19 protein-coding genes and 1 pseudogene are annotated in these 21,750 nt (G+C 71.4%); 11 read left to right on the top strand and 9 right to left on the bottom strand.

Annotated elements, in window-relative coordinates:
* Positions 1-386: 386 nt before the first annotated feature.
* Positions 387-671: a DUF2530 domain-containing protein gene (locus tag AB0A61_RS23780; protein ID WP_361295551.1), complete on the bottom strand. Its 285-nt coding sequence runs from the start codon at positions 669-671 to the stop codon at positions 387-389.
* A gap of 268 nt (positions 672-939) precedes the next feature.
* Between AB0A61_RS23780 and AB0A61_RS23775 the strand changes: the two genes are divergently transcribed.
* Entirely contained in the window at positions 940-2,391 is a 1,452-nt protein-coding gene (locus AB0A61_RS23775; RefSeq protein WP_361295548.1) for an NCS2 family permease, read from the top strand.
* A 66-nt stretch (positions 2,392-2,457) separates the two neighbouring features.
* Here the strand turns inward: AB0A61_RS23775 and AB0A61_RS23770 are convergent, their stop codons facing one another.
* Positions 2,458-2,640, bottom strand: coding sequence for a ribbon-helix-helix protein, CopG family (locus tag AB0A61_RS23770; RefSeq protein ID WP_361295545.1), 183 nt, complete (start codon positions 2,638-2,640; stop codon positions 2,458-2,460).
* A 155-nt stretch (positions 2,641-2,795) separates the two neighbouring features.
* Here AB0A61_RS23770 and AB0A61_RS23765 point away from each other — a divergent pair, with 155 nt between their 5' ends.
* Together AB0A61_RS23765 and AB0A61_RS23760 are read left to right on the top strand one after the other, a co-directional pair.
* Positions 2,796-3,233 (top strand): MarR family transcriptional regulator, encoded by a 438-nt coding sequence (locus AB0A61_RS23765; RefSeq protein WP_361295542.1) that lies wholly within the window; start codon positions 2,796-2,798, stop codon positions 3,231-3,233.
* A 36-nt stretch (positions 3,234-3,269) separates the two neighbouring features.
* Positions 3,270-4,664 carry an MFS transporter gene (locus AB0A61_RS23760; protein ID WP_361295540.1) on the top strand — a complete coding sequence of 465 codons (1,395 nt, stop codon included), beginning with the start codon at positions 3,270-3,272 and terminating at the stop codon, positions 4,662-4,664.
* An 18-nt stretch (positions 4,665-4,682) separates the two neighbouring features.
* On the opposite strand, the gene AB0A61_RS23755 is transcribed toward AB0A61_RS23760, so the two are convergent.
* Positions 4,683-5,270, bottom strand: coding sequence for a Uma2 family endonuclease (locus AB0A61_RS23755; protein ID WP_361295537.1), 588 nt, complete (start codon positions 5,268-5,270; stop codon positions 4,683-4,685).
* A gap of 105 nt (positions 5,271-5,375) precedes the next feature.
* On the opposite strand from AB0A61_RS23755, the gene thpR reads away from it, so the two are divergent.
* On the top strand, positions 5,376-5,948 hold the full coding sequence (gene thpR / locus AB0A61_RS23750) for an RNA 2',3'-cyclic phosphodiesterase (RefSeq protein ID WP_361295534.1): 573 nt from the start codon (positions 5,376-5,378) through the stop codon (positions 5,946-5,948).
* A gap of 179 nt (positions 5,949-6,127) precedes the next feature.
* Here the strand turns inward: thpR and AB0A61_RS23745 are convergent, their stop codons facing one another.
* A complete protein-coding gene (locus AB0A61_RS23745) occupies positions 6,128-7,123 on the bottom strand; it encodes an aldo/keto reductase (RefSeq protein ID WP_361295531.1) in 996 nt (331 codons plus the stop codon).
* A gap of 174 nt (positions 7,124-7,297) precedes the next feature.
* A complete protein-coding gene (locus AB0A61_RS23740; RefSeq protein ID WP_361295528.1) occupies positions 7,298-7,981 on the bottom strand; it encodes a GDSL-type esterase/lipase family protein in 684 nt (227 codons plus the stop codon).
* 142 nt (positions 7,982-8,123) lie between these two features.
* Here AB0A61_RS23740 and AB0A61_RS23735 point away from each other — a divergent pair, with 142 nt between their 5' ends.
* On the top strand, positions 8,124-9,086 hold the full coding sequence (locus AB0A61_RS23735) for a WD40 repeat domain-containing protein (protein WP_361295525.1): 963 nt from the start codon (positions 8,124-8,126) through the stop codon (positions 9,084-9,086).
* Here the strand turns inward: AB0A61_RS23735 and AB0A61_RS23730 are convergent.
* The 3 genes from AB0A61_RS23730 to serC form a co-directional block, all read right to left on the bottom strand.
* Positions 9,069-9,557: a hypothetical protein gene (locus AB0A61_RS23730; protein ID WP_361295522.1), complete on the bottom strand. Its 489-nt coding sequence runs from the start codon at positions 9,555-9,557 to the stop codon at positions 9,069-9,071. The two genes, AB0A61_RS23735 and AB0A61_RS23730, sit on opposite strands and share 18 nt — an antisense overlap.
* 74 nt (positions 9,558-9,631) lie before the next feature.
* On the bottom strand, positions 9,632-9,805 hold the full coding sequence (locus tag AB0A61_RS23725; RefSeq protein ID WP_361295520.1) for a DUF397 domain-containing protein: 174 nt from the start codon (positions 9,803-9,805) through the stop codon (positions 9,632-9,634).
* 88 nt (positions 9,806-9,893) lie between these two features.
* Complete coding sequence (gene serC / locus AB0A61_RS23720; RefSeq protein WP_361295517.1) at positions 9,894-11,012, bottom strand: phosphoserine transaminase; 1,119 nt, start codon at positions 11,010-11,012, stop codon at positions 9,894-9,896.
* A gap of 141 nt (positions 11,013-11,153) precedes the next feature.
* Between serC and AB0A61_RS23715 the strand changes: the two genes are divergently transcribed.
* The gene (locus AB0A61_RS23715; RefSeq protein ID WP_361295514.1) at positions 11,154-14,036 is read left to right on the top strand and encodes an FAD-binding and (Fe-S)-binding domain-containing protein; all 2,883 of its coding nucleotides are present in this window, start codon (positions 11,154-11,156) and stop codon (positions 14,034-14,036) included.
* 116 nt (positions 14,037-14,152) lie between these two features.
* Complete coding sequence (locus AB0A61_RS23710; protein WP_361295807.1) at positions 14,153-15,049, top strand: EamA family transporter; 897 nt, start codon at positions 14,153-14,155, stop codon at positions 15,047-15,049.
* A gap of 92 nt (positions 15,050-15,141) precedes the next feature.
* Here AB0A61_RS23710 and AB0A61_RS23705 read toward each other — a convergent pair.
* Positions 15,142-15,603 (bottom strand): annotated as a pseudogene (locus AB0A61_RS23705) (Scr1 family TA system antitoxin-like transcriptional regulator); the annotation flags it as partial.
* A 118-nt stretch (positions 15,604-15,721) separates the two neighbouring features.
* On the opposite strand from AB0A61_RS23705, the gene AB0A61_RS23700 reads away from it, so the two are divergent.
* From AB0A61_RS23700 to AB0A61_RS23685, 4 genes are read left to right on the top strand one after another with little or no spacing between them, the layout of a single operon-like run.
* Positions 15,722-16,516: a TIGR03084 family metal-binding protein gene (locus AB0A61_RS23700; protein ID WP_361295511.1), complete on the top strand. Its 795-nt coding sequence runs from the start codon at positions 15,722-15,724 to the stop codon at positions 16,514-16,516.
* Positions 16,513-18,234, top strand: a complete 1,722-nt coding sequence (locus AB0A61_RS23695) for an acyclic terpene utilization AtuA family protein (protein WP_361295508.1) — start codon at positions 16,513-16,515, stop codon at positions 18,232-18,234. The genes AB0A61_RS23700 and AB0A61_RS23695 overlap by 4 nt, the downstream gene beginning before the upstream one ends.
* A complete protein-coding gene (locus AB0A61_RS23690) occupies positions 18,231-19,829 on the top strand; it encodes a carboxyl transferase domain-containing protein (protein ID WP_361295505.1) in 1,599 nt (532 codons plus the stop codon). Before AB0A61_RS23695 ends, AB0A61_RS23690 begins: the two co-directional genes overlap by 4 nt.
* Positions 19,830-19,858: 29 nt before the next feature.
* On the top strand, positions 19,859-21,706 hold the full coding sequence (locus tag AB0A61_RS23685; RefSeq protein WP_361295502.1) for a biotin carboxylase N-terminal domain-containing protein: 1,848 nt from the start codon (positions 19,859-19,861) through the stop codon (positions 21,704-21,706).
* The last annotated feature ends 44 nt before the right edge of the window (positions 21,707-21,750 follow it).

Raw genomic sequence — 21,750 nt, 5'->3', positions numbered from 1 at the left:
GGGGTTCCGTGCGAGATCCGCGGGGGGCTCCGCCCCAGACCCGCCGGGGGTTCCGTGCGAGATCCGCGGGGGGCTCCGCCCCAGATCCGCCGGGGGTTCCGTGCGAGATCCGCGGGGGGCTCCGCCCCAGACCCCGCGGGGGTTCCGTGCGAGATCCGCCGGGGGCTCCGCCCCAGATCCGCCGGGGGCTCCGCCCCAGATCCGCCGGGGGCTCCGCCCCAGACCCGCCGGGGGCTCCGCCCCAGACCCGCCGGGGGCTCCGCCCCAGACCCGCCAGGGGCTCCGCCCCCTGCACCCCCGGTGCTTTGCCCGCCCAACCGCCTACGTCGGCCGGCCGAGGAGCACCCCCGCGCCCCGCTGCCGGACGCCCCGCGCCGCTCCCGCCGCTATTCCGCCGACGTCGGCTGTCCCGTCCGCGTCGCTTCGCCGGCCGCTGCCCGCTTGATCGCCGCGTCCCGTTTGCGTACGTACCAGATGCCGATGAGGCCGAGGCCGCCGCCGGTGAGGCAGGTCCAGAGCCACCAGGTGTGGCCGTGGTCGCAGAACCAGCCGTAGAAGGGCAGCTGGACCAGGAAGAGGACGAACCAGACGATCGTGCCGCCAGTGATGGTGGCGACCACGGGGCCCTCCAGGGGCTCCGGCGCCTCGTGCTTGGGGGTCCACTTCGCCATGGCCCTCAGCTTACGGCCCCCGTCCAGCGAACCTCAGCGACCATCCCTGATCACTCACCGTCCCTTGCCCACCAAGGCTCTACGCGCGGAGATGGCTTTTTGGGCTTTATATGTTCATACTGAAACTGTCCGAGTCTGGCTGCTTCTCTTCGTATGAAACACCAACACAGACATGGGGGAGACCTGTTGGTGACTCGAAGGCGGCGAGACTCGATCATTTTCCAGACCCCGGTACCCCCGTACCCCCCGCATCCCTGAGGTCACCCGCATGTCCACCTCGGCCACCGCCAAGGCCCCCGCCCCCGAGCAGCCGGGTAAGCAGCCCGCGTACGGCGCTCTCGACCGCTACTTCAAGATCTCCGAACGGTGCAGCACCCTGCCCCGCGAGATCCGCGGCGGATTCGCCACCTTCTTCGCGATGGCCTACATCATCGTGCTGAACCCGATCATTCTCAGCAGCGCGAGGGACCTGTACGGGCATCAACTCAACAGTGGCCAGCTGGTCACCGCGACCGCGCTGACCGCCGCGTTCACCACGCTTCTGATGGGTGTCGTCGGCAACGTCCCCATCGCGCTGGCAGCCGGCCTCGGCATCAACACGGTCGTCGCCCTCCAGCTCGCTCCGCGGATGTCCTGGCCGGACGCCATGGGCATGGTCGTCTGGGCCGGCCTCATCGTGATGCTGCTGGTGGCCACCGGCCTGCGCGAGCGCGTCATGAACGCCGTGCCGCTGAGCCTGCGCAAGGGCATCGCCATCGGCATCGGCCTGTTCATCATGCTGATCGGCCTCGTCGACTCCGGCTTCGTCACCCGGATCCCGGACGTCGCCCACACCACCGTCCCGCTCCAGCTGGGCCTCGACGGCCACCTCCGGGGCTGGCCGGTCCTCGTCTTCATCCTCGGCGTGCTCCTCACGTTCGCCCTCATCGTGCGCAAGGTGCCCGGCGCCATCCTGATCTCGATCGTCTCGATGACCGTCCTCGCGATGATCGTCAACGCGGTCGCCAAGGTGCCCACCTGGGGCCTGACCACCCCGAAGTGGCCCGGCAACCCGGTTTCGTCCCCCGACTTCGGCCTGATCGGGCAGGTCAGCCCCTTCGGCGGCTTCCAAAAGGTCGGGCTGCTGACCGGCATCCTCTTCGTCTTCACCGTGCTGCTGTCGTCCTTCTTCGACGCGATGGGCACGATCATGGGTGTCAGCGACGAGGCCAAGCTCACCGACGCGCAGGGCTACATGCCGGGCATCAACAAGGTCCTCTTCGTCGACGGCATCGCGGTTGCCGCGGGCGGCGTCGGCTCCTCCTCGGCCAACACCTGCTTCGTGGAGTCCACCGCCGGCGTCGGCGAGGGCGCCCGCACCGGCTTCGCCAACCTCGTCACCGGCGCCCTGTTCGCCCTGGCCCTGTTCCTGACCCCGGTCGCCACGATGGTTCCGTCCCAGGCGGCCACCCCGGCCCTGGTCGCGGTCGGCTTCCTGATCATGGCCAACTCGGTCAGGGACATCGACTGGGCGGACTACACCCTTGCCATTCCGGCCTTCGTCACGATGGTGATGATGCCGTTCACCTACTCGATCACGAACGGCATCGGTATGGGCTTCATCACCTTCGTGGTGCTGCGCCTGGCGGTCGGCCGCGCCCGCGAGATTCCGGTGGCGATGTACGTGGTCGCGGCGGTGTTCGCCTTCTACTACCTGATGCCGGCCCTGGGCCTGACCTGACCGGCCCTGGGCCTGACCTGACCGGCCCTCGGCCTCAGACCGGCCCGGCCCCCTGTTCGCGCCGCGTCAGGTGAGCCCGTAGAACCTCTCCGTCTCCTCGACGGCGGCCTGGAACCGCTCGTCGAAGTCATCCCGAATGAGCGTCCGGACGACATAGTCCTGGACGCTCATTCCTCTTTTGGCGGCGTGGTGCCGGAGCCGTTCGAGCAGCTCACGGTCCATGCGCAGGCTGAGCACGCTGGTCCCCATGGACACGAGGGTCGCCGCACGCTTCCGGGTGACGGGTCACGTTCCGCACTGGGATCACCCATATGAGTGATCTGTGGATGCAGTGGCCAGGGTCACGGGCGTATGGGCGTGTCGTCGGTGGTCTTTAGCGAGAGTAATGAGTTACTCTAAAGAACATGCCGGACCTTACCCATGGCGACGACGCTGCCGCCGTGAACTCCCTGCGCTCCGCCGTGATGCGGTTGTCCCGTCGGCTCAAGCACCAGCGCGTCGACGAGTCACTGAGCCCCACCGAGATGTCGGTGCTGGGCACCCTCTTCCGCTGCGGCAGCGCCACCCCGGGTGAGCTCGCCCGCAAGGAGCACGTCCAGCCGCCCTCGATGACCCGCATCGTGGCGCTGCTCGAAGCCAAGGGGCTGGTACGGCTGGAGCCGCACCCCGAGGACCGGCGCCAGAAGGTCGTCACCCAGACCGAGCAGGCCGAAACCATGCTCGAGGAGAGCCGCCGCAAGCGGAACGCCTTCCTGGCCGGTCTGGTCGAGGGCCTCGACGAGGACGAGTGGGCGGCACTGCGCGCCGCCGCCCCCGTGCTGGAGAAGCTCGCACACCTGTAAGAGCACGTCATTCGTCATTCAAGGAGGCGAACCCTTTTGAGTACGGGATCCGGAGCAGCTTCCGCCCCCGCACCTACTCCTACTACCGACACCCCGCCCACTACCGACACCCCGCCCGTCACTGGCACCCGGCCCCGGCGCACCCGGGGCTCATCGATGTTCAGCTCGCTCAGGATCAGGAACTACCGCCTCTTCTTCATCGGGCAGGTCGTCTCCAACACCGGCACCTGGATGCAGCGCATCGCCCAGGACTGGCTGGTGCTCAGCCTCACCGGCTCCTCCGCCGCCGTCGGCATCACCACGGCCCTGCAGTTCCTGCCGATGCTGCTCTTCGGCCTGTACGGCGGTGTGCTCGTCGACCGGCTGCCCAAGCGGCCCACGCTGCTCGGCACCCAGTCGGCCATGGCCGTCACCGGCCTCGTGCTGGCCGGGCTCACCCTCACCGGGCACGTCCAGGTCTGGCACGTCTACCTGGCCGCCTTCGCCGTCGGCCTGGCCACGGTCGTCGACAACCCGGCCCGCCAGTCCTTCGTCTCGGAGATGGTCGGCCCGAAGCACCTGCAGAACGCGGTCAGCCTGAACTCCGCGAACTTCCAGTCGGCCCGCCTGGTCGGCCCCGCCGTCGCGGGCGTCATGATCACCGGCGTCGGCACCGGCTGGGCCTTCCTCTTCAACGGCCTGTCCTTCGTCGCGCCGATCGCCGGTCTGCTGCTGATGCGCACCCGCGAGCTGCATGTCGTCGAGCGTGCCGCGCGAGGCAAGGGCCAGCTCCGCGAGGGCCTGCGCTATGTCGCCGGACGCCCCGACCTGATCTGGCCGATCGTCCTGGTCGGCTTCATCGGGACCTTCGGCTTCAACTTCCCGGTGTGGCTGTCCGCCTATGCGAACGGCGTCTTCCACGCCGGCGCCGGCGCCTACAGCCTCTTCAACACGCTGATTGCGGTCGGCTCGCTGGTCGGTGCCCTGCTGGCCGCCCGGCGCGGCACGGCCCGGCTGCGCGTGCTGATCGCGGCGGCCGCCGTCTTCGGGGCACTGGAGATCGTGGCCGCGCTGACGCCGTCGTACTGGCTGTTCGCGCTGCTCATGGCCCCGATCGGGGTCTTCGGCCTGACGGTCAACGTCACGGCGAACACCGCGGTGCAAATGGCCACCGACCCCGCGATGCGCGGTCGGGTGATGGCCCTGTTCATGATGGTCTTCGTGGGCGGTACGCCGCTGGGCGCGCCGGTCGTCGGCTGGGTCACGGACACCTACGGCCCCCGGATCGGCTTCGCCCTCGGCGGTGCCGTCTCGGCCGCCGCGGCCGTCACCGTCGGCCTGGTCCTGGCCCGTATCGGCGGCCTGCGCCTGGCGGTCGGCTGGCACCGCGGCCACCCGCAGGTGCGGTTCGTCCCGCGCGACGGGCGCGCGGCGCTGGCGACGGCGGCGTGACGCAGGGTCCGGGCCGGGTCAGTCGCGGGGGAACTCGCCGGTCTTGAGGACGAGCCCGACCGGGGAGTCGGTCAGGTCGATGTCGTCGCCGAAGTCGAGGCTGAGGCCGGCTCGGTACTCGCCGTCCTTGGGCAGGGTGTGCAGGTGCCAGCGGCCGGTGTACGGGTCCACGATCAGGTACACCGGCACCTCGGCGGCGGCGTAGGCGTCCTTCTTGGGGCCGTAGTCGTTGGTGGCGGTGTCCGCCGAGATCACCTCCGCGATGAACTCCACGTCCCGGTAGTGCCAGCGGCCCTTGTCGTCCAGCTTCGCGTCCTCGGTGATGAGTGTGACGTCGGTTGCGAATCCGTTGAGGCGGCCCGGAAAGTCGATGCGCACGTCGGACATCAGACGCTGCTTCGGATACCGGGTGCGCAGCTGGTCGAGGATGTCGAAGATGATCTGCCAGTGGGTGCGGCGCTGCGGCGACATGAAGATGTTTCCCCCAACGATCTCGACCTTGTATCCGTCGGGGACGGGCATCTTCTCCAGCCACTCGAACATCATGTCGAGCGTAAGGTCACCGTTGCTTTCGGCCATCTCGATCCTGTCTTCCAGGATGGTCATCGTGGCGCTCCTCCCCGGCTGCCTCGTGGACGAGTGCAGCCGCGCAGTACAACGATACGCACGGTCATTCGGACACCCCGGGTACGCGGCGGGGACACTGGTCCCATGAGACTCTTCGCCGCGGTCCTGCCCCCGGAGGACGTCACCCTTGAACTCGGCCACGAGGTCGCCGAGTTGAAGAAGCTGCCCGGTGCGGACGGACTGCGCTGGACCGGGCGCCCCGGCTGGCACTTCACGCTCGCCTTCTACGGCGAGGTGGACGAGGAGCTCGTACCCGAGCTGTCGGCCCGCCTGGAGCGCACGGCCGGCCGGACGCCGTCCTTTGCGCTGGCACTGCGCGGCGGCGGACAGTTCGGCCACGGCCGGGCGCTGTGGGCCGGGGCGGACGGGGACCTGCGGACCCTGCGGCTGCTCGCCGAGCGCGCGGAGGCGGCGGCACGGAAGGCGGGGGTGCCGATGGGGGAGCACCGCCGCTACAAGGCGCACCTGACGGTGGCGCGCAGCCGCGATGCGGTCGACGTACGGCCCCACGTCGAGTCCCTGGCCGCCTTCGGCAGCCGCAGCTGGACGGTGGACGAGCTCGTCCTGGTCCGCAGCAATCTGCCGAGGTCCGGCGTCCCCGGTGAACAGCCGCGGTACGAACCGGTCGCCCGCTGGGCACTGGGCGGAGCCGGTTAGTCTCGAATACGTGGACCCGAAAACCCGGAACCGGATCATGGCCGGTGCGCTTGTGCTGATGTTCGCCGTCGTCGCCCTCGCGGCCGCGCTCGGCAGGTGACGCCGAGCGCGGCCGCGAGAGTGCTCTCAGGAGCTCGGGGAGCCTGTGCGGCTCGGGGAGCCCGGCCGGCTCGGGGAGCTCACCAGGCGAAGGCCTCCGGGGACGGCCCCGGCCCGGGGAAGATCTCGTCGAGCCCGGCCAGCAGCTCGTCGCTCAGCTGCAGCTCGACGGCCCGCAGGGCCGACTGAAGCTGCTCGGTGGTGCGCGGGCCGACGATCGGGCCGGTGACGCCGGGACGGGTGAGCAGCCAGGCGAGCGCGACCTCGCCGGGCTGGAGGCCGTGCTTGTCGAGCAGGTCCTCGTACGCCTGGATCTGGGCGCGTACGGAGGTGTTGCCGAGCGCGTCGGCGGACCGGCCGGAGGCGCGGCGGCCGCCCTGGACCTCCTTCTTGATCACGCCGCCCAGCAGACCGCCGTGCAGCGGGGACCAGGGAATGACCCCCAGCCCGTAGTCCTGCGCGGCCGGGATGACCTCCATCTCGGCGCGGCGCTCGGCCAGGTTGTACAGGCACTGCTCGCTGACCAGGCCGATGGTGCCGTGGCGGCGGGCGGCGATCTCGTTGGCCTGGGCGATCTTGTAGCCGGGGAAGTTGGAGGAGCCGACGTAGAGGATCTTGCCCTGCTGCACGAGCACGTCCACGGCCTGCCAGATCTCCTCGAAGGGAGTGTTCCGGTCGATGTGGTGGAACTGGTAGACGTCGATGTGGTCGGTCTGCAGCCGCTTGAGACTGGCGTCGACGGCCCGCCGGATGTTCAGGGCGGACAGCCTGTGGTGGTTGGGCCAGACGGGGGAGTCGTCCGGTGCCATGTTCCCGTACACCTTGGTGGCGAGCACGACCTTGTCGCGCCGGTCACCGCCCTTGGCGAACCAGCTGCCGATGATCGATTCGGTACGGCCCTTGTTCTCGCCCCAGCCGTACACGTTGGCGGTGTCGAAGAAGTTGATGCCCGCGTCCAGCGCCGCGTCCATGATCGCGTGACTGTCCGCCTCGTCGGTCTGCGGGCCGAAGTTCATCGTGCCGAGGACCAGTCGGCCGACCTCGAGTCCCGTGCGTCCCAGCTGTGTGTACTCCATGGTCTCCAAGCCAACGTGTTGGAGCGCGCTCAAGGCAAGGGGAGTCGGGGGCGACAGTGGTCAGTCGCGGGGGAACCCCTCCGTCTTGAGGACGAGGTCGACGACGGTGCCGGTCAGGTCGATGTCGGTGCCGAAGTCCACCGGGGTCCTGTCGGCGTAGTCGCCGGAATTCGGTCAGCTCGTTCCGGCCGTGTACGTCTGTCCGACCCCCCACGCCTCGTACATCGCCTCCGCGAAGGCCGCCGCCAGCTTGTGCTCGCCGTTCGCGTTGGGGTGGGTGCCGTCGTAGGTGTCGGTGTGGATGTCGTACGCGGCCGGCGGGGACGCCAGCAGCAGGGGGGAACGGGGCTCGTCCAGGTCGGCCGCCGTCTTCGCGAGGAGTTCGTTGAAGCGGGTGACCTGTTCGGCGAAGGACGCGTCCGAGGCGGCGCGGATGTTCGGGATCACCGGCAGCATCACCATGCTGATGCGCGCGTTGGCAGCCCGCGCCTCGGCCACGAAGGACCGCACGTTCGCAGCCGTCTGCTCCGCGTTGGTGTAGAAGCCCAGGTCGATCAGGCCGAGCGAGACCAGGAGGACGTCCGCCCGGCATTCGCGCACCGCCTCGCCGATCAGCGGGACCATGTGCGCCCAGCCCTCGCCCCAGCCCGCCAGGTGCGCCCGGGGGAATTCCGGTTCGGCGTACGCGAGCGACGTCGGCGCGTCCGCCGCCTTGTCGTACAGCGTCTCGCGCGGGCCGACGAACGTGAAAGGGCCGCCGTACGCGGAGCACAGGTGGCGCCACAGCCGGTGACGCCATGTGTGTTCGCCCGCGCTGCCGATCGTCATGGAGTCACCGACGGGCATGAACCTGAGCATCCGCTCATGATGAACGATCAAAGCGGCGGCCGGGGTGTGAGGCCCGCCACGCCGGACACCGCGATTTCGAAGATCCCCACGGGCCCCGGACTTTCGAAGATCCTCACGAACCATGAACTGACGGGATGGCAGGCTTGGGGGTATGCGCCGACCGTTCGCCCTCCTCGCCGCGGCCCTTGTCGTGGGCGCGTTCACCGTGCCCGCCTCAGCGGCCGACGGCGACGACGGCTTCACGATCAGGGATCCCCGGATCAAGGAGTCCAGCGGCCTCGCCGCCTCCCGTCTGCACCCCGGCGTCTACTGGACCCACAACGACAGCGACGACGGCCCCTACATCTACGCGGTGGACTCGAGGACCGGGAAGACCGTCGCCACCATCACGCTCAGCGGCATCGGCAGGCCCCGCGACGTCGAGGCCATCTCCATCGGCCCCGGCAACCAGATCTACGTCGGCGACATCGGCGACAACCTCGGCGGCACCTGGCCGTACGTGTGGATCTACCGGCTGCCCGAGCCGAAGGTCCTCAAGGACCAGACGATCCGGGCCACGCAGTACGTCGTGAAGTACGCGGACGGCGCCCGCGACGCCGAGTCGCTCGTCGTGCACCCGAAGACCGGGCGCGCCTACATCATCGACAAGAAGGAGAACGGCGGTCACCTGTACAAGGGACCCGCCCACCTCTCCTCCTCCGGGACCAACGTCTTCCGGCCCGTCGCCCCCGTCGACCTGTGGGCGACCGACGCCGCCTTCTCCCCCGACGGCAGACAGCTCGCCGTGCGCGGCTACTTCGGCGGGATCCACTACGACTTCGCCGACGGCAGGATCAAACGCAAAGGCAAGCTCGACGTTCCCCTGCAGGGGCAGGGAGAGTCCGTCACATACAGCCCCGACGGCACCGAGCTCCTGTACGGCAGCGAGGGCGCCGACAGCCCGGTGGAGGCGAAGGACGCGCCGGGCGCGGCCGCCACCAGGTCACCCAAGGGCAGTTCCGGCCCCGCCGACGGCGACGGGGCCAGCAGCGACAGCATCAAGCTCGGCGCCATCGCCGTCGCGACGGGCGCCGCTCCCCTGTTCCTGCTGCGTCGGCTACGGCGCAACAAGTGACGAACCGTCCAGCGGGCAAGGGATTTCGGGTCTCTCGCGGTTCGGCGAACAGGTCACCAGCGCCAGGCAGAGATACGCGGGCCGTTCGAGAGAGAAGCCGAGCGAGACATCGCCACCCGCCCCGAGCCGCTCGACCGCGGAGGTGACGAGGGCGGCCCGCCGACGCCTGTCGCGCTGCGCCTCGGACGCGAACCGTGGCGCAAACTCGGCCGGCCGGTTGCCCAGCCATGCCGCTGTTTCCGAGGGCCCCGGCCATGTTCCCCGTACCAGCGGGCGTGGCTTGACAAGCCAGTACGCCGTCTCCAGCGGGGGCAGGTCGGAGGTCGGGAACTCGGCGGCGACTTCACGGTAACGCTGGATCAGTCCCGGTCGGCTCTCTGCCGGGGGTGGCTCGGGATGGGGAGGGCGCCGCAGTGCTTCTTGGTCGAAGCGAGCCTTCGGGCCGGCCCACAGATAGCCGTGGTGGTGCACCGGTGGTCCTGTTCGGTGTGATCGGCTGGGTGCGCGCGGGCCCCGGCCGGCAGCCGGCCGGGGCAGCGGGCGGTTCAGAGCGTCAGACCGAACCGCGCCGGGTCGATCCCGGCCACGCTCAGCTCCTCCGTGGTGAACCGCAGGGGCTCCTTGTCGGGCCGCTTGCTGTCACCGAGGGCCCAGGCGTCCTCACCGATCCGGGCCAGCGTCACGCACCCGTCGGTGCAGGGTCCTCCGCAGGCCTGCACGAACGAGGCCGATCGGCGCGACGCACGAAGGGCGCCCGGCCGACGGCGGGCGCCCTTCGTGGCGTGGACGAGGCGGTTGACGAGGCGGTTACAGCTTCTCGATCACGTAGTCGACGCACTTCGTCAGTGCCTCGACGTCCGCCGGGTCGATCGCCGGGAACATGGCGACGCGCAGCTGGTTGCGGCCGAGTTTGCGGTAGGGCTCGGTGTCGACGATGCCGTTGGCGCGCAGGACCTTGGCGACGGCGGCGGCGTCGATCTCGTCCGAGAAGTCGATCGTGCCGATGACCTGCGAACGCTTGGCCGGGTCGGCGACGAACGGGGTGGCGAACTTGACGTCCTCGGCCCAGCCGTACAGCGTGCGGGCGGACGTGGCGGTGCGGCGGACCGCCCAGTCCAGGCCGCCCTGGCCGTTGATCCACTCCAGCTGCTCGTTGAGCAGGAAGAGGGTGGCGAGGGCCGGGGTGTTGTACGTCTGGTTCTTGCGGGAGTTGTCGATCGCCGTGGGCAGCGAGAAGAACTCCGGGACGTGGCGGCCGGAGGCGTGGACGCGCTCGGCGCGCTCGATCGCGGCCGGGCTGAACACGCCGATCCACAGGCCGCCGTCGGAGGCGAAGGACTTCTGCGGCGCGAAGTAGTAGACGTCGGTCTCGGCGACGTCCACCGGGAGGCCGCCGGCACCGGAGGTGGCGTCCACCAGGACCAGGGCGCCCTCGTCGGCACCGGCCACCCGCTTGATGGGCATGGCGACGCCGGTCGAGGTCTCGTTGTGGGTGAAGGCGTAGACGTCGACGCCCGCCTCCGCCTCCGCCTCCGGGTGGGTGCCCGGATCGGCGGAGATGACGCTGGGGTCGGCGAGCCAGGGGGCGAGCTTGGCCGCCTTGGCGAACTTCGAGCTGAACTCGCCGAAGCTCAGGTGCTGCGACCTGTTCTCGATCAGTCCGTGGGTCGCGATGTCCCAGAAGGCGGTGGAGCCGCCGTTGCCGAGGATCACTTCGTACCCGTCGGGCAGTTGGAACAGCTCGCTGATGCCCTCGCGGACCCTGCCGACCAGGTTCTTGACGGGGGCCTGGCGGTGGGAGGTGCCGAGCAGGGACGTGCCGGTCGCGGCGAGGGCGTCCAGCGCCTCCGTCCGCACCTTGGAGGGACCCGCGCCGAAACGACCGTCCGCGGGCTTGATGTCAGAGGGAATCTGGATCTCAGCCACGAGGCGGAGGGTATCTCTTCGGTGAAACCGGACGGAAACGTGTCCGTTCGATGAGACGACCCCTCCGGCCCGTGGACTTGTGAGGATCTACGACGTCACGCCGGCTCCGTCACTGTCAGTGGCCGGATGCATCCTGGACGCATGACGGATCTGGCGGCGGAGCTGCGGGGAGCCGTCCGGGGCGAGGTGGGTTTCGATGTGACGTCCCGGGCGCTGGTGACGATGGACGCGTCGAACTACCGGCGTGTCCCGTTGGGGGTGGTGGCTCCACGGGATGTTGACGACGTGGCGGCGGTCCTTGAGGTGTGCCGGGCGCGCGGGGTGCCGGTGGTGGCGCGCGGCGGGGGGACGTCGATCGCGGGGCAGGCGACGGGGACCGGGGTGGTCCTGGACTTCACCCGGCACATGAACCGCGTGCTGTCGCTCGACCCCGAGGCGGGAGTGGCCGTGGTCCAGCCGGGGCTGGTGCTGGACCGGCTTCAGGAGGCCGCCGCACCGCACGGGCTGTGCTTCGGGCCCGACCCCTCCACGCACAGCCGGTGCACGCTCGGCGGGATGATCGGCAACAACTCGTGCGGCTCGCACTCGGTGGCGTGGGGCACCACCGCGGACAGCGTGCGGGAGCTGTCGGTGGTCACCGCACGCGGGCAGCGGCTGCGGCTCGGACAGGGGTGGGCCGGGGCTCCGGAAGGCCTGCGGGAGCTCGTGGAGGGCGAGCTGGCCCGGCTGCGGACCGGCTTTCCGCGGCTGCCCCGCCGTATCTCCGGGTATGCGCTGGACGCGCTCCTGCCGGAGCGGGGCGCGGATGTTGCCCGCTCCTTCTGCGGTTCGGAGGGCACCTGGGGCGTGCTGACCGAGGCGGTCGTAGGCCTGGTCCGGGCCCCCCGCGCGCGGGCCCTGGCCGTGCTGGGGTACGCCGACGAGAGCGCCGCCGCCGAGGCCGCGGCCGGGCTGCTGCCGTACGGCCCGCTCACGGTCGAGGGGATGGCGCGGGATCTCGTCCCGTCCGCGACCGCGCTGCCCGGGGGCGACGCCTGGCTGTTCGTGGAGACCGGCGGGGAGTCGGCGGGTGAGGCACGCGCGCGTGCGGAGGCGATCGTGCGCGCGGCCGACGCCGTGGACGCCCGGGTGGTGACGGATCCGGCCGGGCAGCGCGCGCTGTGGCGGATCCGGGAGGACGCCAGCGGTACGGCGACGCGGCTGCCGGACGGCACCGAGGCGTGGCCCGGCTGGGAGGACTGCGCGGTGCCACCGGCCAGGCTCGGCGCGTACCTGCGGGACTTCCGGGCGCTGCTGGCCGATCACGGGCTGCGCGGCACGCCGTACGGGCACTTCGGCGACGGCTGCATCCACGTCCGTATCGACTTCGACCTGATGACCGTGCCGGGGATCGGCCGGTTCCGGCGGTTCTCCGAGGACCTCGCCGGCCTGGTGGTGGCGCACGGCGGCTCACTGTCCGGGGAGCACGGGGACGGGCAGGCCCGCGCGGAACTGCTGCCGAGGATGTACGGCGAGGAGACGGTCGCCCTCTTCGAGCGGGCGAAGGGCGTGTGGGACCCGGACGACGTGCTCAACCCGGGCATGCTGGTCCGGCCCGCGCCCCTGGACGCGAACCTCCGCTTCTCCGTGCTGCCGCGCGAGCCCGTGGACCCTTCGGCGGCGGGCTTCGGCTACCCGGGCGACGGCGGGGACTTCTCGGCGGCGGTGCGCCGGTGCGTCGGGGTCGCCAAGTGCCGTACGACGACGGTGTCCGGGCCCGCGGTGATGTGCCCGTCGTTCCGGGTGACCGGCGAGGAGAGGCACTCCACGCGCGGGCGTGCCCGGCTGCTGCACGAGATGCTCGCGGGTGAGCTGGTGACCGGCGGGTGGCGGTCGGCGGAGGTGCGCGACGCGCTCGATCTGTGTCTGTCGTGCAAGGGGTGCCGGTCCGACTGCCCGGTCGAGGTCGACATGGCCACCTACAAGGCGGAGTTCCTGCACCACCACTACGCCGGGCGGCGCCGCCCGGCCGCGCACTACTCGATGGGGTGGCTGCCGGTGTGGCTGCGCTGGGTGGCCCGCACGCACACGGCGCCGGTGGTCAACGCGCTGGCCGCGGCGCGCCCACTGGCCTCGGCGGCCAAACGGCTGGGCGGGATCGCGCCCGAGCGGTCCGTCCCGCGGCTCGCGGCGCGGCCGTTCAGCCGGTGGTGGCGCGGACGGCGGCAGGGCCCGGACGACCGCACCGGCGACCTGGTCGTCCTCTGGCCGGACACCTTCACCGAGTACCTCGCACCCTCGGTGGGACGCGCGGCCGTACGCGTACTGGAGGCGGCCGGGCTGAGGGTGGCGCTCCCGCCGACCCTGCGGCCGCGCCGGTTCCCGGTGGGCGACGGCAGGTCGCGCCTGGTGAACCCCCTGTCCGTGCTGCGGGCCCGGGGCCGGGTCTGCTGCGGGCTGACGTACGTCTCGACGGGCCAGCTCGACCGGGCCCGCGCGGTGCTGCGCCGCACCCTCGACCTGATGGAACCGGTGCTGGAGACCGCCGCCCCGGTCGTCGTCCTCGAACCGAGCTGCGCCGCCGCACTCCGCGCCGACCTGCCGGAGCTGCTGCCCGACGACCCGCGCGCCCGCCGCCTGGCCGACCGCGTCCTGACCCTCGCGGAAACCCTGGAGCGTCACGCCCCCCACTGGTCTCCGCCCCGACTGGACCGCCCCGTCGTCGGGCAGACCCACTGCCACCAGCACGCGGTCCTCGGCGACGCGGCCGAGCGCCGCCTGCGCGCGGCGGCGGGCCTGACCGGCGAACTGTCCGGCGGCTGCTGCGGACTGGCCGGGAACTTCGGCTTCGAGCGGGGCCACTGGGAGGTGTCGAGAGCGTGCGCGGAGGAACAGCTCCTGCCGTCGGTGCGGCAGGCCGCGCAGGAGGCGGTGGTCCTGGCGGACGGCTTCTCCTGCCGCACCCAGCTGGAGCAACTCGCGGGAGTGCGGGGACGGCACCTGGCGGAGGTGCTGGCCAGTTCCATCAAGGGTGCACACTCCTGACGAAGTCCACTACCCTGGACTCGGTAGTACATGGAGATGTACATGATCGATCCGATTCAGCCACAGGACCGCCCGTGAGTACCGTCAGCACCTCCAGTGCAGCTTCCTCGACGTCCGTGACGCCGACGTCCCCGCGTGCCCCGCACCGGTTCGGTTCGCTCGGGCCGGTCGGGCTGGTGCTGGCCGGGGGAATCTCGGTCCAGTTCGGCGGAGCCCTCGCCGTGACGCTGATGCCACGGGCCGGGGCGCTCGGCGTGGTGAGCCTGCGGCTGCTGGTCGCCGCGGTCGTGCTGCTCCTGGTCTGCCGGCCACGGTTGCGCGGGCACTCCCGCAGCGACTGGGGCACGGTCGTCGTCTTCGGCATCACCATGGCCGCGATGAACGGCCTCTTCTACCAGGCGGTCGCCCGCATCCCGCTGGGCCCGGCCGTCACCCTCGAAGTCCTCGGCCCGCTGGCGCTGTCGGTCCTGGCCTCACGGCGCGCGCTCAACCTCGTCTGGGCCGCACTCGCCCTCACCGGGGTCTTCCTTCTCGGCGGCGGGGGCTTCAGCGGCCTCGACCCCGCCGGTGTCGCCTTCGCGCTGGGCGCGGGCGCCATGTGGGCGGCGTACATCGTCTTCAGCGCCCGTACGGGCCGACGCTTCCCCCAGGCCGACGGACTCGCGCTGGCCATGGCGGTCGGGGCGGTGCTGTTCCTGCCGCTGGGGATCGCCGAGTCGGGCGCGCGGCTCGTCAACCCGACGACGTTCGCGCTCGGCGCGGCGGTGGCGCTGCTCTCCTCCGTCCTCCCCTACACCCTCGAACTCCTCGCCCTGCGCCGCCTGCCCGCCCCCACCTTCGCCATCCTCATGAGCCTGGAACCGGCGATCGCCGCCACAGCCGGCTTCCTCGTCCTCGGCCAGTCCCTCGCACCCACCGAGGCCCTCGCCATCACCCTGGTCATCGCGGCAAGCATGGGAGCGGTGCGCGCGCAGGTGCGGCGGGGGAAGCCGACGCAGGCGTCTGCTTCCTGACTGATCCTGCGGCAGGATGAGACGCGCTGGGATTGGAGTCGGCGATGCCCCTCGGTCCCCGGCAGCGGCAACCGGTCGACTGGGACACGAAGTGCCACCGGCGGTTTGTCACGGTCCAGGATGCGCTGCCGGTCAAGCCGCGCAGCCACCTTGGCGTCGAGATTGCCCTCGTCCCGCGTGCCGAGCACCGCGCGGGCGCATGCCTCGGTCTGGAGCAGCCCATACACCAACTGTGCCTGGTAGGTGGAGATGTACGCCGCCTTGGCCTCCATCTCCGCATACGGTTGAAACCAACTGGGCAACTGGTTCCGCAAAACCAGCCCCACCAGCCGGGAGAACAACCCATCCGTCCTCAAAGCCACGTCCACCCGCTCGGAGAATTCCCGTTGGGGCACCCTCGCCGCCGTCTCGATCCGGCCGACGAGCGAGGCCGTGCAGAAGACGATCGAGCCCGGTTGCGCCAACGTGAGCCCCGCCGCCTCCCGGGCCCTGCGCAGCTCATGGCCGTAGTAGTCCAAGGGTGACGCGCTCGGGTCGAGTTCGCGGCCTCGCATGCCAACCACCTCCAGTCACCGAGAGTAGCGAGACGTGCGCAGACGGGTGACAGGTTGTGGAAAACAAATTCATGCAAGCGTGCTTGATTGTTTCCGGGGCCGCTGCCATGCTCCCCCCATGTCCGATCCGACGCCCGTGTTCGACGATCTGCGTGACGAAAGCGAAGAACTCGACCGGCTCGTGGCCGAGTTGAGCCCGGCACAGTGGGCGCTCCCGACCCCGGCGCCCAAGTGGACCATCGCCCACCAGATCGCCCACCTCGCCTGGACCGACCGCTCCGCCCTCCTCGCCGTCACCGACGCCGACGCCTTCCAGGGCCTGATCGAGAAGGCCCTCACCGCACCCGGGACGTTCGTGGACGAGGGCGCCGAGGCGGGAGCCCAGCTGCCGCCCGGTGAACTGCTGGCGCAGTGGCGCGAGGGACGGGCCGCCCTCGACCGGGCCCTGCGCCAGTCCGCGCCCGGCGCCCGCTTCCCCTGGTACGGGCCACCCATGTCCGCCGCCTCCATGGCCACCGGCCGGCTGATGGAGACCTGGGCCCACGGCCAGGACGTGGCCGACTCACTCGGTGTGGTCCGCACCCCCACCGACCGGCTGAGGCATGTGGTCCGCATCGGGGTCCGCGCACGGGACTTCGCCTTCGGCGCGCATGGGCTGCCCGTGCCCGGCGAGGAGTTCCGGGTGGAAGTCCAGGCGCCCTCAGGCGGCACATGGACCTACGGTCCCGAAGACGCACCCCAGCGCGTCACCGGCCCCGCCCTCGACTTCTGCCTCCTGGTCACCCAGCGCGCCCACCGCGCCGACCTCGCCGTACGCGCCGAGGGGCCGGACGCCGACCGCTGGCTCGACATCGCCCAGGCCTTCGCGGGACCGCCCGGCAGCGGACGTTCCCCGAAGGGGGACGCCGAGTGACCCTGCGCATCGGCAACGCCTCCGGCTTCTACGGCGACCGCTTCGACGCCATGCGCGAGATGCTCACCGGCGGTGAGCTGGACGTTCTCACCGGCGACTATCTCGCCGAGCTGACCATGCTGATCCTGGGGCGGGACCGGCTGAAGGACCCCGCCGCCGGATACGCCCGCACCTTTCTGCGGCAGCTGGAGGAGTGTCTCGGGCTCGCGCACGAGCGGTCCGTCAAGATCGTGACGAACGCCGGTGGCCTCAACCCGGCCGGACTCGCCGACGCCGTACGGAAACTGGCCGACCGGCTCGGCATCCCGGTCCGCGTCGCCCACGTCGAGGGCGACGACCTCACCGCCGCGCTCCCCCAAGGTCTCGATGGTCTCGACTCCGCCCGACCAGGGGGGACCCCCAAGGGCGTCCTCGCCGCCCACGCCTACCTCGGCGGCTTCGGCATCGCGGAGTGCCTGCGGGCGGGCGCGGACATCGTGGTCACCGGTCGGGTGACCGACGCGGCCCTCGTCACCGGGCCCGCCGCCGCCCACTTCGGCTGGCAGCCGGGGGAGTACGACCGGCTCGCGGGCGCCGTCGTCGCCGGGCACGTCCTGGAGTGCGGGACGCAGGCCACCGGCGGCAACTACGCCTTCTTCGGGGACGGCGACGTACGGCGGCCCGGCTTCCCGCTCGCCGAGATCCACGACGACGGCAGCTGCGTCATCACCAAGCATCCCGGCACCGGCGGCTTCGTGGATGTCGGTACGGTCACCGCTCAGCTGCTGTACGAGACGGCCGGTTCCCGGTACGCCGGGCCCGACGTGACCGCCCGCCTCGACACCGTGCGGCTCACCCAGGACGGCCCCGACCGGGTGCGTATCGACGGGGTGCGCGGGGAAGCCCCGCCGCCCACGCTCAAGGTCGGGCTCAACCGGCTCGGCGGCTTCCGCAACGAGGTCGTCTTCGTGCTGACGGGGCTCGACATCGAGGCCAAGGCCGCGCTCGTGCGGGAACAGATGAGCGGCGCGCTGTCCAAGTCACCGCCCGCCGAGGTCCGGTGGGAGCTGGTCCGCACCGACCGGGCCGACGCGGACACCGAGGAGACGGCGAGCGCGCTGTTGCGGCTCGTCGTGCGGGACCCGGACCAGGAGGTCGTCGGGCGTGCGCTGAGCGGGGCCGCGATCGAGCTGGCGCTGGCCAGTTACCCCGGCTTCCATGTGCCGGCCCCACCGGGGAAGGGCGCGCCCTATGGGGTCTTCGAGGATGTGTACGTCCCCCATGGGGCCGTCGACCAGGTGGCGGTGCTCGATGACGGGCGGCGCGTCCATGTGGCCGCGCCTCACGACACCGTCGTACTCACTGACGTACCGCAGCCGTCCCTGCCGGGCCCCCTCCCGCCGGGCCCCACGCGCCGCGCCCCCCTCGGCCTGGTCGCCGGCGCCCGCAGCGGTGACAAGGGCGGGAACGCCAACGTGGGTGTCTGGGCGCGCACGGACGAGGCCTGGCGGTGGCTCGCCCACGAGCTGACGGCCGAGCGGTTCCGGCAGCTCCTGCCCGAAAGCCGCGAGCTGCCCGTCACCCGCCACCTCCTGCCCAACCTGCGCGCCCTCAACTTCGTCGTCGAGGGCATCCTCGGCGAGGGCGTCGCCGCCCAGCGCCGCTTCGATCCGCAGGCCAAGGCCCTCGGCGAATGGCTGCGCTCCCGCCGTCTGGACATCCCGGAGGCACTCCTGTGACCGTCCTCTCCTCCGCCCTGGACATCAACGGCCAGGACTACCGGGCGAACCGCGAGACCATGCTCGCCAAGCTCGCCGACCTCGACGCCGAGCACGCCAAGGCCCTCGCGGGCGGCGGCACGAAGTACGTCGAACGGCACCGGCGGCGCGGCAAGCTGCTCGCCCGTGAGCGCATCGAGCTGCTCCTCGACCCGGACACGCCCTTCCTGGAGCTGTCACCGCTCGCCGCCTGGGGCAGCGACCACCCCGTCGGCGCCTCCCTGGTCACCGGCATCGGGGTCGTCGAGGGCGTGGAGTGCCTCGTCACCGCCAACGACCCGACCGTGCGCGGCGGCGCCAGCAACCCCTGGAGCCTGAAGAAGGCCCTGAGGGCCAACGACATCGCGCTCGCCAACCGGCTGCCCTGCATCAGCCTCGTCGAGTCCGGGGGCGCGGACCTGCCCTCGCAGAAGGAGATCTTCATCCCCGGCGGCGCCATCTTCCGGGACCTGACCCGGCTGTCCGCCGCCCGGATCCCCACCGTCGCCGTCGTCTTCGGGAACTCCACCGCCGGGGGCGCCTACATCCCCGGCATGTCCGACCACGTGATCATGGTCAAGGAGCGGGCGAAGGTGTTCCTCGGCGGGCCGCCACTGGTGAAGATGGCCACCGGTGAGGAGAGCGACGACGAGTCCCTGGGCGGCGCCGAGATGCACGCGCGCGTGTCGGGTCTCGCCGACTACTTCGCCGTCGACGAGCAGGACGCGTTGCGCCAGGCACGCCGGGTGGTCGCCCGCCTCAACCACCGCAAGGCGTACGGCGATCCCGGCCCGGCCGTCCCTCCCAAGTACGACGGGGACGAGCTCCTGGGCATCGTCCCCGGCGACCTGAAGACCCCCTTCGACCCGCGCGAGGTGATCGCCCGGATCGTCGACGCCTCCGACTTCGACGAGTTCAAGCCGCTGTACGGGACGAGTCTCGTCACCGGCTGGGCGAGCCTGCACGGCTACCCGGTCGGCATCCTGGCCAACGCGCAGGGTGTGCTGTTCAGCGCGGAGTCGCAGAAGGCCGCCCAGTTCATCCAGCTCGCCAACCAGCGGGACGTCCCGCTGCTGTTCCTGCACAACACCACGGGCTACATGGTCGGCCGGGAGTACGAGCAGGGCGGCATCATCAAGCACGGCGCGATGATGATCAACGCGGTGTCCAACAGCCGGGTCCCGCACCTGTCGGTGCTCATGGGGGCGTCGTACGGGGCCGGTCACTACGGCATGTGCGGGCGCGCCTACGACCCGCGCTTCCTGTTCGCCTGGCCCAGCGCCAAGTCCGCCGTCATGGGCCCGCAGCAGCTCGCGGGCGTGCTGTCCATCGTGGCCCGGCAGTCGGCCGCCGCGAAGGGACAGCCGTACGACGAGGACGCGGACGCCGCGCTGCGCGCCATGGTGGAGCAGCAGATCGAGTCCGAGTCCCTGCCCATGTTCCTGTCCGGGCGGCTGTACGACGACGGGGTGATCGACCCGCGCGACACCCGCACCGTCCTCGGCCTGTGCCTGTCGGCCGTCCACACCGCGCCCTACCAGGGGGCGCGCGGTGGCTTCGGCGTCTTCCGGATGTGACGGCCATGACGGATGCGAGGACACTTCCAGTGATCACTTCTGTGCTCGTCGCCAACCGCGGCGAGATCGCCTGCCGCGTCTTCCGCACGTGTGCCGAAGCGGGGATCCGGACGGTCGCCGTGCACTCGGACGCCGACGGGAACGCGCTCCACGCGCGCGTGGCCGACACCGCGGTACGGCTGCCGGGGTCGTCGCCCGCCGAGACGTATCTGCGCGGCGACCTGATCGTGAAGGCGGCGGTCGCGGCGGGCGCGGACGCCGTGCACCCGGGGTACGGGTTCCTGTCCGAGAACGCCGGCTTCGCCCGCGCCGTGCTGGACGCCGGCCTGGTGTGGATCGGACCCCCACCGGGCGCCATCGAGGCCATGGCGTCCAAGACCCGGGCCAAGCAGCTGATGGGCCTCGATCCGCTGCACGAGGTGACCGAGGCCGACCTGCCCGTGCTGGTGAAGGCGGCCGCGGGCGGCGGCGGGCGCGGAATGCGGGTGGTACGGCGCCTCGCCGACCTGGAGACGGAGCTGGCGGCCGCCCGCGCGGAGGCGGCGAGCGCCTTCGGCGACGGCGAGGTCTTCGTCGAGCCGTACGTCGAGGGCGGACGTCACGTCGAGGTGCAGATCCTCGCCGACACCCACGGCACCGTGTGGGCGCTCGGCACCCGCGACTGCTCCCTGCAGCGGCGCCACCAGAAGGTGATCGAGGAGGCCCCGGCGCCCGGACTGGCCGCCGGGCTGGAACGGGAACTGCACGAGCTGGCCGTACGGGCCGCCCGTGCCGTCGACTACGTCGGCGCCGGCACCGTCGAGTTCCTGGTGGCCGACGGCAGGTCGCACTTCCTGGAGATGAACACCCGTCTCCAGGTCGAACACCCCGTGACCGAGGCCGTGTTCGGCATCGACCTGGTCGCCCTGCAGATCCGGGTCGCCGAGGGGCACGCCCTCGACGCCGAGCCGCCACGCGCGCGTGGCCACGCGATCGAGGCACGTCTGTACGCCGAGGACCCGGCCCGGGACTGGGCCCCGCAGACCGGCACCCTGCACCGCCTCGCCTTCCCCGAAGGGGTCCGCCTGGACACCGGCTACGCCGACGGCGACCCGATCGGCGTCCACTACGACCCGATGCTCGCCAAGGCCGTCGCCCACGCCCCCACCCGGGCGGAGGCGATCCGCAAGCTCGCCGGTGCCCTGCAACGAGCGGCGATCCACGGCCCGGTGACCAACCGCGACCTCCTCGTCCGCTCGCTGCGGCACGAGGAGTTCCGAAGCGGCCACATGGACACCGGCTTCTACGACCGCCACCTCGCCGCCCTGACCGAACCCGCCCCCGACCCCTGTGCCCCGCTGGCCGCCGCGCTCGCCGACGCCCACGGCCGCTCCCGGTTCGGCGGCTGGCGCAACGTGCCGTCCCAGCCGCAGATCAAGCGGTACGTCATGGCGGGGGAGGAGCACGAGGTCCGCTACCGGCACACCCGCGAGGGCCTCGTCGCCGACGCGGACGGGGTGCGCATCGTGCACGCCGACGCCGGTCTCGTCGTCCTGGAAGTGGACGGCGTACAGCGCAGGTTCGAGGTGGCCCGCCACGGCGACCAGGTGTACGTGGGACCGGCCGCCCTCATCGCGCTGCCCCGCTTCCCCGACCCCACGGCCCAACGCGCCCCCGGCTCACTGCTGGCCCCCATGCCCGGCACGGTCGTACGGGTGGCGGACGGCCTGGCGGTGGGCGCCGCCGTACGGGCCGGGGAGCCCCTGCTGTGGCTGGAGGCGATGAAGATGGAACACAAGATCACGGCCCCGGTCACCGGAACCGTCACCGCCCTGCACGCCGACCCCGGCCAGCAGGTGGAGGTCGGTGCGCTCCTGGCGGTCGTCCAGGAGACCTGAGGGGCGCGGGGAACTGCGCGGGCAACCACACACCACTCGCACTC

Origin of the sequence: Streptomyces sp. NPDC046197, from assembly GCF_040646295.1 — a bacterium.
Taxonomy (GTDB): domain Bacteria; phylum Actinomycetota; class Actinomycetes; order Streptomycetales; family Streptomycetaceae; genus Streptomyces.
Note: the sequence above shows the minus strand (reverse complement) of the source record. Positions and strands in the feature narration are given on the sequence as shown.

Coding starts and splice junctions, on each gene's coding strand:
- AB0A61_RS23735 (WP_361295525.1), top strand. CDS start 8,124: ATGCGCCGACCGTTCGCCCTCCTCGCCGCGGCCCTTGTCGTGGGCGCG.
- AB0A61_RS23715 (WP_361295514.1), top strand. CDS start 11,154: ATGACGGATCTGGCGGCGGAGCTGCGGGGAGCCGTCCGGGGCGAGGTG.
- AB0A61_RS23740 (WP_361295528.1), bottom strand. CDS start 7,981: ATGCTCAGGTTCATGCCCGTCGGTGACTCCATGACGATCGGCAGCGCG.
- thpR (WP_361295534.1), top strand. CDS start 5,376: ATGAGACTCTTCGCCGCGGTCCTGCCCCCGGAGGACGTCACCCTTGAA.
- AB0A61_RS23700 (WP_361295511.1), top strand. CDS start 15,722: ATGTCCGATCCGACGCCCGTGTTCGACGATCTGCGTGACGAAAGCGAA.
- AB0A61_RS23780 (WP_361295551.1), bottom strand. CDS start 671: ATGGCGAAGTGGACCCCCAAGCACGAGGCGCCGGAGCCCCTGGAGGGC.
- AB0A61_RS23770 (WP_361295545.1), bottom strand. CDS start 2,640: ATGGGGACCAGCGTGCTCAGCCTGCGCATGGACCGTGAGCTGCTCGAA.
- AB0A61_RS23765 (WP_361295542.1), top strand. CDS start 2,796: ATGCCGGACCTTACCCATGGCGACGACGCTGCCGCCGTGAACTCCCTG.
- AB0A61_RS23755 (WP_361295537.1), bottom strand. CDS start 5,270: ATGACCATCCTGGAAGACAGGATCGAGATGGCCGAAAGCAACGGTGAC.
- AB0A61_RS23775 (WP_361295548.1), top strand. CDS start 940: ATGTCCACCTCGGCCACCGCCAAGGCCCCCGCCCCCGAGCAGCCGGGT.
- AB0A61_RS23745 (WP_361295531.1), bottom strand. CDS start 7,123: ATGGAGTACACACAGCTGGGACGCACGGGACTCGAGGTCGGCCGACTG.